Below are 11,691 nucleotides of genomic sequence, written 5' to 3'. Positions count from 1 at the left end.
ACGGCTCCTCTGGATTGGTTATCGTTCATTCCCTATCCGAGGGTAAGCCTTTACTTAACGGCAAGGTCAAGTCATTTTAATTTTTGGATCGTCATCTTTCTGAAACTTTGTATAAAGGGTTTGGGATCGATTTCGACCATATAGGGATATACTCCTGTGCTTGTGTGCAGATAGAAAAATCCACCTTCATCACCCATACGGCGAAATGACATATCAAACACTTCCGTGATGTTGAACTCGCGGTATTTGGTCACGATTTTATCGGAATACAGAATCATGGAGCGGGCATTCATCTCAATCTCCTGGGCGAGACCCGTCACTTTTCTCTGCACTTTGTAATAAGGTAATACAGCAACGCAGTTCATGATCTCCCTCCATTCATGCCATGATTATTGTTCCATCATAGCAGATCGGAGGGTCCTAACAAAAGAATATGAACTCAGGTAATCGTGGTCGTCACGCTTAGCGGCGTAGGAAGTGCATCCTGAATGTCCTGCAAAGAGAGACACTGTTCAATATGAAATACACCATGAGGTAACTCTGTTTTATACACGCGTTCCGCCACCGCTGCTGCCACGGCCGCCGTTGCATCTGCTTCCTTTGCGCCAACCAGTAGTTGTTCGACGAGGATTTGCTCACCCTTTTCCCATCCTACGGCATCGACCTTGACCGCATACATTGGCTCTCCTCCGGGAATAAGGCCAAATGCCTTGACTGTTCCATTCCGAATAGACGGGATACGGAGCAAGGAAAACAATCCTATACTTTTGGAAAGCGCCATGGAACCTGTAATCCAGCGGGAGTCCAGACAGAGTCTGGTAGATACGGTTGGAATACGTAACGTCCGAGCAACCACATGCTGATCCGAAAAGTTAAATCGGTATGCCTTCCGGTTCCCCAGTTCTGCTCCAAAATCAATCCTTTTGCCATCTCCAAAACTTTGTACCTCAGCAGGTTTGCCCTTTTGCATCACTTTGTAGGTGGCATTCATCTGATCAACGGTCCACTCCACGGCAGCTTTCCCGTGTTTCTCTCCAAGTCCCAGCATTACGGTAATATCTGCTTCCTCCACCTGATCCATATGCAACGTCGCTTCACGTACAAGCAGATTAGTCACTCCGGGTGATAAGCCAACGCTGAGGATCGCGGTCGATTGGGAACGTTGCATTTTGGTGTGCAGTTGTTCAACCTGGGCGAGAAAATCATATTTTGCAGAAATATCAATATAATCGGCTCCGGCTTGTGCGCAGGCTTCAACAAACCGGGTATCGCTCTGATCCACACACATAATGACCAGCTTCACAGGCCTTAACATGGATGGCTCTACAGGTCGTGTTACATCCAGTTGAAGTGGCAGCACAGCACCACCAGTAGACCTGCTGAATTCTTCCGCACGGTTCATGCGTGTACCCGCAGCCCATACTTTACCCGGGAACAATTTCCCCAGTTGAGTACATATCATCTGCCCCACTTGACCATAACCGCCAACCACCCAGATCTGATCTTTCATAGGTTTCACGTTAGTTTCGAATTGCATAATACCCCTCCACCCAGAACGCCCCGAAGTAACGTGTAATATGTGAGAAACCGCATTCGGTCAGTAGCTGAGTCATCTCTTCAGAGGATATTGGATCGGATTCACGGCCCAGGGAAGCAGCAAAACGCTCCCACTCTTCAGGAAGGACGCCCACACTCAACATGTGATCCTTCCAAGCTTGCATCATAGTTGGATGTGCAGGTGAACGAAGATCAGCATTTACAGCCGCAATGATCAGTGGTGCACCCGGTTTAAGTCTCGATGCGAGGCTAGTAAGAAACGTTCTCTTGGCCTCCATCCCCTGAAGGAAATGTAACATGAGCATGCTTGTCGCCCCATCATATACAATGTCCTCCGGCAATTCTTCAACCGTGACAGGTTGCAGCTTCACTCTGGAACCGATGCCTGCTTCCGCGACTCGTTTCTCAGCAAGTTGCAGCATGGGCTGTGAAGGATCTATTCCAGTCAGTGTCCAACCGGCATGACGTGATCCGAGCAGAGCAATCTCTTTTCCCCCTCCCGCTCCGGCAACAAGGATATGAATATCGTTGTTATCCGCAAAAGATGCTGAAAGCAGCCGTTCCATTAGATCATGCATATGAGAATAACCCGGAATTTTCAGGGCTATCGATTGTTCGTAACGATGAACATCTGCTGTTTCCCAGCTCATCGGTAATGGATTGTGATTCATGGGCACCGCACTCCTCTTGAATTGAAGTTAGACTTGACTCGTTGTTCGTCTAATTTCATTATAGAAGGATACGGCGAGCCTACAATCCCAGAACATTGGGATATGCGCACAGAGAGAGGAGTACCCTTGTTGACATCACGTATTGATCGGAACCACAGACTTATCACTTCTCTTGAAAAAGGAACCTGGACCTCACGTACCTATCGGGAAGCTGTTCTCAAGCAGATCCATAGGGTTGTAACTTACGACGCATACTGTTTCACTACCGTTGATCCTCTGACTCTTCTCTCCACAGGAGCTGTGACAGAAGATGGCATTGAAGTCATTCATGATCGGTTATTCATCAATGAATACATGGAAGAAGATATACATAAATACGCTGAATTAATTCGTAGCGGTAAACATACAGCTACACTACATACGTCCATGAACGCACAGCCTGAACAAAGTCCACGTTATATCAACATTCTTCAGCCAGCGGGTTTCGGTGATGAATTGCGCGCTGTATTGGTCAGTGGAGACGCTTGCTGGGGATATCTGACCCTATATCGTAAGAAAGAAAGTGCTATCTTTACAGAGGAGGAGCGGTTGATGATTCAGTCCTGGACCGCTTCTATTGCATCGATGCTGCGGTCCACGAGCCTGACACTTGTGGATGAGATCACGAGCGGAAGTCCCGAGGAACCCGGAATTTTGATCACCTCAGACACGTTCCAGCTCTTATCGCTGAACGCCCCGGCTCAATATTGGCTGTCCCAATTGCGCATGCTGGAACATGTAGGGCCGGATGTTCTGCCCCGTCCGGTACGTGCAGTGAGTTCCCACTTGCAGCGCAAGTATCAGGCAGAACGTGCTCACGACACTCAGATCGCTCACGACTCACCATCCAAAGTTTGCATCCAACTCCCGGATGGGCGTTACCTCATACTTCATGCCAGTCTCATGCAACAGCTTACGGGACCGGATCAGATTGCTATCCGCCTGGAGCAGGCAATGCCGCAGGATTTGCTGCCCTTGCTCGCTGAAAGCCATGGATTATCCAGTAGAGAGCGGGAACTGCTCGGATATGTGCTCCGCAGCTATTCATCCAAAGAAATTGCTGCTGCGATGCATATTTCCGTCTACACGGTTCAGGATCATTTAAAATCCATTTTCGTCAAAACCAAGGTATCCTCACGTCGCGAGCTCATCTGGTATTTCGTTTCCCGTTTTCAGCTGTCGGATGAGCCTGCCATATAAATCCTGAGTAATTTCCCAGTATCAACTTCAACTTGACTATCAATTGAGAAAAATCAAAAGATGCCAATACGAATCCTCGTGTTGGCATCTTTTTTTTATGCTTTGATTAAGAAGCATACGGTAATGTAGGGTAGCTTCGATCGTTGAACTTCATATCGTGCATTCTGCTTAAAACGCAACGCACAGTCCTACCAACCCGTTTTCCACAAAATATTCAGATCATATCATTAATTGTGTTATTTAGCTTTTGCTAGCAAATAAAGAAAATATGGAACACTTATAACTGTAATGACGATTCCTGTCGGCACATCTCCTACGAGGCTAACCGTACGCGTAATCGTGTCAGCCAACACCACGACTAGTCCCCCTGCCAAGCTGGCAGCCGGAATGAGCAATTTGTGATCGGGACCGACCAGTTTTCTCGCCATATGCGGAGCGATCAAACCAACGAAAAAGAAGCTTCCCCCCACGGCCACACTTCCAGAGGATAAAGCAACAGCAGCGATTGACAACCCCAAAAACTGCCGTTTCACGGAAACACCAAGCCCCTGTGCTGTCTGATTACCCAGATGGAGAGCATTCAGTATGCGAGCCTTGTAAAAAATATAGCCGAGTAAGATCAAGACCCATGGTGTCAGTATGGAAATATAGCCCCAATCATCGCCCCATAAACTCCCAGCCAGCCAATACAGCATGAAGTTCATCTGCGAATCATCCAGCTTGAGTGTCAAGAAGGTCGTCAGCGCCCCATATCCGCTTCCTAGCGCGACCCCGGTCAAGATCAAACCGATTGGTGAGATGTCTCGTCCGCGGCGATACGATAATAAGAAGATCAACCCCGCCGCCAATAGTCCGCCAACAAAAGCCAACAGAGGCAGAGCAATGAAGGAACTCTTTCCTGTGGATGCAATGAATACAACGAAGAACAGGACAAACAAACCCGATCCCGAACTAATCCCCAGTGTCCCCGGACTAGCCATGTCATTGCGCAGCAAACTCTGCATCACGACCCCGGCCGCTCCCATTCCCAGACCTACCAAGATCGAAAGTACAATTCGTGGCAAACGAAAATCGAACACAATCAGATTTTGCTTATCGGTACCGTTTCCTATGAGAACGTTCAGCACTTCTAGCGGTGAAAGATTCATCTTGCCAGAATTCATGCTAATGATAGCTAACACAAGGATGAGCACCATAAGCACTACATTGATGATAATACCTCGTTTCACCGTATAACGCCGTTTGGTCATTCGTATTCCCTCCTTTGTCTTCGAGCCAAGAAGAGAAAGTACGGTACACCAATGATAGAAAATATAATGGCAATCGGCGTTTCGAACGGTTTATTGATCAAACGTCCAGCCAAATCGGCCGATACGGTTAGCAACGCACCATATAACGCAGCTGCCGGAATAATGAATCGATAGTCGACACCTACCATATATCGCACAATATGCGGGGTGATCAGACCCACAAAACCAACCGGGCCAACCACAACAACAGCCAATCCAGTCAGCACAAGTACAATAATTGTCGATAAAATCTTGACCAATCCGCTACGAATGCCGAGTCCACTTGCCACATCATCTCCCAAACTGAGCAGTGTAACGGAAGGGGCTAGCGCCAGAGCAAGCAGTATTCCACCAACAAAGAGCGGTGAGATAATCAGCAATTCCCCCCACTTAACCCCCGCTGTACTACCCGCCGTCCAGAATGTCAATGCTCGACCCAGGTTATAATTGATCGCCAAATACTGACTGAGTGCCCCAAACAACATTGAAATGGACAGACCTGCCAGCACAAGCCTCTGAGGTGTCATTCCGCGATTTCCCAGTGACGCGGTAAAGTAAGTCATACCGGTGGCGATCGCTGCTCCCAGACAAGCGAACAACATCATCTGCCAATACGAATAACCTGGCAGAAAGGCCAGGCATAGTGCAATTGCAAATGCTGCGCCAGAGCTAATTCCCATAAGCCCGGAGTCGGCCAGCGGGTTGCGCGTCGTCCCCTGCATGATAGCGCCACATACCGCAAGGCTGCACCCAACGATCAGATCAGCTACGGTACGCGGAAGACGCATGGTTTGAATAATTTGATGTTCAGTGCGCATTGGATCAAATCGGAAAATAGCCTCCCATACCGTTGCTAACCTCATATCAGCAGCACCAAACATAATGGATGCCGCCGACATGAGAACCGTTAATCCAAGCCCTACTAGCATGTACATGGTGAAGTTCATCGCCCCACGGCGTTTTTGTTCAGGCCTGCTTTTCATCTCGTTTCCCTTTCATCACCTATTTACAATCCAAACGCATATGGATATTAACGTCCATAAATTCGACTGGTCATGTTTGAAAATTTGGAGTTCTCAATTAAAACTTCGTTCCAACTCTTATTTAGCTAATGCCAGCAATTGACTAACAATATAATCAATCAATGCACTGGAAGTCATTACGTCCGTAGACCAAGATAGCGAAGAATCCACCTTTACGATCCGATCATGTTGCACAGCAGGTATGGAGTTCCACACTGCATTATCAGAAGCAACGTTCCCATCTCCTAAGAAGATCATATAATCCCCAGAGTAAGCGGGTAATACTTCCATGGAGACATCTCCCCAATATTTATCTGCGTCGATAATATCCGTTTGGACTTTTGATGGTGCCTGTAATTGAAGTTCATCGTAAACAAGCTCGCCAACGGCATGCTTGGCTCCAGCTATGTAGTTACTTTTATCACTGAATTCTCCAACCGTAATCGTTACATCGGATAGGCCCGCATTCTGAAAGGCTAGCTTTGCTTCTTCGATTTTTCCGGTATAAGCATTCAAAACATCCTTAGCCTCTTCCTGTTTGTTCAAAACATCGCTAATAAATTGTACCCGCTCTTCTGTAGTCATATCACCATAGGGAACATAAATGGTCGGGGCAATTTTGGATAAATCATCATACGACTCATCGCTCCATGCCAAAATGATAAGATCAGGCTCAAGCGTCATGATATCTTCCGGCTCCATGGCTACTTTTATGGAGTCTGTAATCTGGTTAGCATAAACAGGCTCTGTCTCTCCCCGTGCAGCTCTAGCCACACCTAAAGGAGTTACACCTAGGGCCACCACATCACCAACCAAATAATCAACTACAACTCGCTGAGGGTTGTTAGGTACCTCAACATCACCCTTAACTGTGGATATCGTTCTGGTCTGCGAGACTGCTTCTGAAGCTTTTGTCTCCGACCCTTCTTGTTGTGTCGCCTGCTGTGTCTGCGCAGGTGTTGTATTTGCCGTTCCCCCATTATTCGCTGGCGTCCCCGACGTACATGCCGTCAATAAGAGCATCATGCTTATCGCCGCCGCCAAAATCATTTCTTTATTTCTTAATGTTCCAAACATCGTTGATTCCCCATCTCTATAAGACTTGACTAGACTTGCTAGTTCCCTCTCATCGTAAGGGAGATGAGAATCATTATCAATACCGTCAACCTGCATGGATAGTGCGTTTATTTTCCGATAATCACTTGGTGTCATCTTGTAATGCTTCTTAAACATTCGGAACAAGTTTTTCTCATCTGTGAAACCAGCTCCTGTTGCGATTTCTTTAACCGTCGCTTCTGTATGTTTCAAGTCATGACAGGCAGCTTCAATCCTTCTCTGAATGAGATACTCCTGTAAGTTCATCCCTTCCCTTTTTTTGAACAACCGCGTCAATTGTCCACCACTGATCCCAAACATATTGGCAATTTGTTGGAACATAATCGGCTCCCTGTAATGTTTATCGAGATATATCTTGGCAGAACAAGCTGGATCTGGCTGGAGATACCGAATCTCACCACCCTCCAAATCCCTGTACACCTCATGAATCAATTGATATAAAAAACTTTTGGCCTGTAGCTGATCCATCGCCTTGCCACGTTTCCAGCCATTCATCATCCGTTGGAACCAATCACGTAGCAAGATGGGATTACTTGGCGTATAACCAAACTGTTGCACAAATGGATTTACTTGCTCCAGTAATTGCTGCAGATGTTTCTTGAAAAAGAGAGGTGATTCTGCTCTATAAAAAACCATAAAGGTCTTCACCATCTCCTCTTTAGGCGTAATACTGAGGAGGCTCCCCTTCCCACCGTGAACTAAACCGAAGCGTTCCATTCCAAATGTGGTCTCATTCAGTTGAATTTGCGCTTCTCCCCCATATGCATAGATAAACATGCTACTAGGCATTTTATAGTGCTCCAACGGGTATTGTGATGCTACATTCTGAAAGCGTACATCTATTAATGTAATGATCGAACGTGTCCAGATACTGGCCATCATATCAATCATCTCTGGTGTAAATCCCTGCCTTGCTTCTTCCTCTTGCATCTACCCGCACTCCTCGTTTCACTTTTTCCAATGTATACATCACTCAATAATTGATATTGATTATCAATATCATATTATATCAGGTAAGTATATATCATTAAGTGATATTGGGGAACAGGCAGTGGACGTTATGCTTTTTAACCCAGCTTCCCCTATCGTAAAACGAGAACAAAAAAGGCCAACCGTAACTACGGGTTAACCTGATCATTGAAAAAGAAGCCCTGATCCATACTGATCAGGGCTTCTCCATTATGTTTTTCGCAGTCATATGTGACCGAATTGATTAGGATTTTGCATGTTTCGGAGAAGGTTTGGATGAGTTTGAAGACAAGATCTAATGAATATCTATTTTCTTAAAATAACCAATGGCCAGTCCAAGACAGATGATGAACGTCGCAGCGATCGAAATATATGAATACTCTGGAGGATATTTGGCTTCCAGTGTTCCATTCGCGATATCCAGTGCTGCGGTCCATGGAAATAGTCCGCGATGTTCACTTGTAGCCAGCATCACATTCACCAGTGTAATAATAATGGTTACAATAATTGCTGGCACAAAACTTTTTAATACGAGCGTAATCAGAATGATCGGGGTCGACAACAGAAACAACAGCAGTCCTGCCACTACATAATTGCTGAGCGAGTTAAGCACAAACTGTGGAGTAAGACCTGCAAATTGACCCAGCGAACCAAAAATGATCGCCAGCGCCCACGCTGATAATGTAAGCAACATAATCCATCCCAGCAACATAATCCATTTGGACATTAGCAGGGCGACTCTGGAAACTGGAATGGTCAGCAGATTCTTCATTGTATCCTCCGCATATTCCCTGTTATACAGATAAGCGGTAATGACACCATACAACGGAACTCCAATGACCAGTACAGCATATATGCTTGTGTTGGACATAAGCACACTGAATTGTGCGACAAGATAAGGCTCCTTTGTTTTCATTTGCACAAACATGGCAGCAGCTACCATCAAAGGGGCAACGGCCGCTCCGATGATACTAAGCAGAAACATTTTGGAGCGTTTCAGCTTGAGAAGTTCAGTGTAAAGCAAATTAACCAATGGTTCCACCTCCAACCAGCTTGGTGAAATAATCTTCCAAACGATCCTCACTCACCATAATTTTGGTTACATTGATGTCATTCTCCATAAAGATTCTGTTTAACTTACCTTGTTGTCCCAAATGGGAATACACCCGGATATTGCGTTCATCATGAATTTCATATTCAGCCTGATCCAAACCGTCGAGAATGACCGCAGCCTTATTATCATCTGAAACTTGAAATTCGGTGTATTTACGGTTCCTTTTCCGAAGCTGCTCAAATGAAATTTCCTCCAGCAGGTTCCCTTCATGAATAATGCCCATGTAATCAACCAGTTGTTCAATTTCCGATAAAATATGGCTTGAGATCAAGATGGTAATATTTCTCTCGGTGGCCAAATTTTTAATCAGCCTGCGAATTTCTTTGATCCCAATCGGATCAAGTCCATTGGTAGGTTCATCAAGAATCAGCAATTCTGGATAGTGCAACAGGGCTCGGGCAATGCCCAACCTTTGTTTCATTCCCAAAGAATATTTGCCAACCAATTTTTTGGTTTCATTTTGCAGACCTACGATTTCGAGCGAGTCCTCAATGGCATTCTTTTTGTATATCCCCATAATTCGAGCGTTGATGGATAAATTTTCGCGGGCAGTCAGATTCTCATAAAACCCGGGTACCTCTACAATCGAACCGGTCCTTCTTAATATTTCTTTTTGATTGGTAAATAGGTTCTCTCCAAATATCTCAATCTCACCATGCGTTGGTTTGATTAGACCGAGCAGCATACGGATTGTCGTCGTTTTCCCTGCCCCGTTGCGCCCAAGAAAGCCGTATATCCCACCTTGTTGAACGGTCATGTTCAGTGAATTAACTGATTTTTGAGTCCCGTATTGTTTGGTAAGATTTGTTGTTTTGATAATTACACTCACGTCTAGCGCACCTTCCTTCCAAGAACTGATAATTTCATTCTAGGTTTCAGATTTTAAATAGCGCTTATCCAAATCTTAACTATCTCTTAATTGTGCTGTGACTTTGACAGCCGCTTATACTTGGGGATTGTGAATATAAAGGATGTTTTCACGCCAGGTTTGCTCTCTGCCTGCAAATACCCCTCATTTTTCTCAGCCAATGTCCGGGCAATTGAAAGACCAAGCCCGCTTGCCCCAAAGACAGGGCTACGTGAGTGGTCACTGCGATACATACGTTCAAACACCAGATTTAGCTCTTTCTCCGATATCCCTGGTCCCTGATCCCATACGGTTAATTGGAAATTAAGATGATAACATGTTATCTCAATTCCCAGAACGCCCCCTTCATGTCCATACTGGATAGAATTTTGAATCAGATTACTGATGAGGCGATTGATACTCAGCCTGTCTGCCATAACGAAACAAGGGTAATCCGGGATCTGAATCTTTAGATCCATCTCTGCTTTTTTGAGACTGGGTATAAATTCAATCAAAATCTCCCTGGCCAATTCGGCCAGATCCAACGGCTCAGCCTGCATGGGCATCTCGTCTGCATCCAGTTTGGCCATGGTGAACATCTCATCTATCATTTTTTTCAAGTCCTTCGATTTTCGCGACAAAATATCCATATAGTCTCTTCTCTCTTCTTCTGTAGAAGCAATGTCATCCTTGAGCGCATCCACATAACCAATCATTGAAGTTAGAGGTGTGCGAATATCATGAGAAATGCTGGAAAGCAGACTCTTTCTTACTGCCTGAGAGCGCTGGGCCTCGATCTTTACGCCTTCAAGCTGCTCCATCAGGTCATTTGCAGCAAAAACGATCTCATCCAGCAGTACATTCCCTTTGCTTAATATTCTTCTTTTTCCTTCTCCATTGACCGCCCGATGCAGTTCAGAAGCAATCGATTGCTGCTTGCTTCGAATCTGATATTGATTAACGAGTACCCAGATGCTGGTGAAAACAAACGCTGCAAACAACCACATTCGTGAACCATGCGTCAAGCTCGTGTAGTATTCCAGGGCAAGTGCCCCAGCTCCGATGATCAACTGTAGACCGGATAAAATCAAGATGGCATCTCTATTCATCCCGTTCACCTACAAATTTATAACCGATACCCCAAACGGTTTTTATAAACTGTGGATTCGAAGGATCGGATTCAATCTTCATTCGTAGCTTTCGGATATGTACCATGACGGTATTGTCATCATCCAAATACCCATTATCCCATACATTCCTGAATAATTGGGCTTTGGTAAACACCTGGCCAGGATTGGACATCATAAATTTGAGCAATTCCGTTTCTTTGCCAGTCAGATCGGTCTCTTTTCCCTGGACATCAACTGTGTATGTTTTCAAATTCATCATCAATCCTTTGAAGCGAATGACCTCACTATGGTCAGGAACCTCCGTCCCAAGAACCATAAATCTACGCATGAGTGCCTTAATTCTAGCAACCAGTTCATGAATGCTAAATGGTTTGGTAATGTAATCATCTGCACCGATGCCAAGACCTATAATTTTATCTGTTTCGTGGTCTTTGGCTGTCACCATCATGATGGGTACATTACTGATACTGCGAATTCTTCGACAAGCCTCCATACCGTCCATCTGAGGCATCATCAGGTCAAGAATGACCATATTATATTTGTGCTGTTGAAACAGCTGCAGCGCTTGTTCACCATCTGCGGCAGTATCTACGGTATACATCTCCCGCTCCAGGTATTTTCGGATCAGGTCTCGAATCTCCTTATCGTCATCCGCAATGAGTACACGAATATTTTGCATGATTTCAACCTTCTTTCATGTCAGCATTTTACATAATTCGATTCAATTCACTCCCGGG

General features: G+C 45.4%; 11 protein-coding genes. 1 reads left to right on the top strand and 10 read right to left on the bottom strand.

The annotated features are described in order from the left end of the window. Positions 1 to 71: 71 nt before the first annotated feature. The 3 genes from MKY92_RS12955 to MKY92_RS12945 all read right to left on the bottom strand — a co-directional run bounded on the left by MKY92_RS12955 (position 72) and on the right by MKY92_RS12945 (position 2,228). Positions 72 to 365: a hypothetical protein gene (locus MKY92_RS12955; RefSeq protein WP_307537158.1), complete on the bottom strand. Its 294-nt coding sequence runs from the start codon at positions 363 to 365 to the stop codon at positions 72 to 74. A 74-nt stretch (positions 366 to 439) separates the two neighbouring features. Further along, positions 440 to 1,537: a saccharopine dehydrogenase NADP-binding domain-containing protein gene (locus tag MKY92_RS12950; RefSeq protein WP_339301054.1), complete on the bottom strand. Its 1,098-nt coding sequence runs from the start codon at positions 1,535 to 1,537 to the stop codon at positions 440 to 442. Beyond that, positions 1,521 to 2,228: a class I SAM-dependent methyltransferase gene (locus tag MKY92_RS12945; protein WP_339301052.1), complete on the bottom strand. Its 708-nt coding sequence runs from the start codon at positions 2,226 to 2,228 to the stop codon at positions 1,521 to 1,523. The genes MKY92_RS12950 and MKY92_RS12945 overlap by 17 nt, the downstream gene beginning before the upstream one ends. Positions 2,229 to 2,357: 129 nt before the next feature. On the opposite strand from MKY92_RS12945, the gene MKY92_RS12940 reads away from it, so the two are divergent. Then, a complete protein-coding gene (locus MKY92_RS12940; RefSeq protein ID WP_339301051.1) occupies positions 2,358 to 3,467 on the top strand; it encodes a LuxR C-terminal-related transcriptional regulator in 1,110 nt (369 codons plus the stop codon). A gap of 236 nt (positions 3,468 to 3,703) precedes the next feature. On the opposite strand, the gene MKY92_RS12935 is transcribed toward MKY92_RS12940, so the two are convergent. From MKY92_RS12935 to MKY92_RS12905, 7 genes are all read right to left on the bottom strand, one after another. Next, a complete protein-coding gene (locus MKY92_RS12935) occupies positions 3,704 to 4,717 on the bottom strand; it encodes an iron ABC transporter permease (protein WP_339301049.1) in 1,014 nt (337 codons plus the stop codon). Then, positions 4,714 to 5,739 carry an iron ABC transporter permease gene (locus MKY92_RS12930; protein ID WP_339301048.1) on the bottom strand — a complete coding sequence of 342 codons (1,026 nt, stop codon included), beginning with the start codon at positions 5,737 to 5,739 and terminating at the stop codon, positions 4,714 to 4,716. Before MKY92_RS12930 ends, MKY92_RS12935 begins: the two co-directional genes overlap by 4 nt. A 117-nt stretch (positions 5,740 to 5,856) precedes the next feature. After that, positions 5,857 to 7,824: an AraC family transcriptional regulator gene (locus MKY92_RS12925; protein ID WP_339301046.1), complete on the bottom strand. Its 1,968-nt coding sequence runs from the start codon at positions 7,822 to 7,824 to the stop codon at positions 5,857 to 5,859. 334 nt (positions 7,825 to 8,158) lie between these two features. Beyond that, positions 8,159 to 8,896: an ABC transporter permease gene (locus tag MKY92_RS12920; protein ID WP_076214667.1), complete on the bottom strand. Its 738-nt coding sequence runs from the start codon at positions 8,894 to 8,896 to the stop codon at positions 8,159 to 8,161. Next, entirely contained in the window at positions 8,889 to 9,806 is a 918-nt protein-coding gene (locus tag MKY92_RS12915) for an ABC transporter ATP-binding protein (protein ID WP_076214666.1), read from the bottom strand. The genes MKY92_RS12920 and MKY92_RS12915 overlap by 8 nt, the downstream gene beginning before the upstream one ends. Positions 9,807 to 9,892: 86 nt before the next feature. Then, on the bottom strand, positions 9,893 to 10,933 hold the full coding sequence (locus tag MKY92_RS12910) for a HAMP domain-containing sensor histidine kinase (protein ID WP_339301045.1): 1,041 nt from the start codon (positions 10,931 to 10,933) through the stop codon (positions 9,893 to 9,895). Next, on the bottom strand, positions 10,926 to 11,633 hold the full coding sequence (locus MKY92_RS12905; RefSeq protein WP_076214661.1) for a response regulator transcription factor: 708 nt from the start codon (positions 11,631 to 11,633) through the stop codon (positions 10,926 to 10,928). The genes MKY92_RS12910 and MKY92_RS12905 overlap by 8 nt, the downstream gene beginning before the upstream one ends. Between the last annotated feature and the right edge of the window lie 58 nt (positions 11,634 to 11,691).

It is taken from the genome of Paenibacillus sp. FSL R5-0623 (genome assembly GCF_037974265.1).
GTDB lineage: Bacteria > Bacillota > Bacilli > Paenibacillales > Paenibacillaceae > Paenibacillus.
Note: the sequence above shows the minus strand (reverse complement) of the source record. Positions and strands in the feature narration are given on the sequence as shown.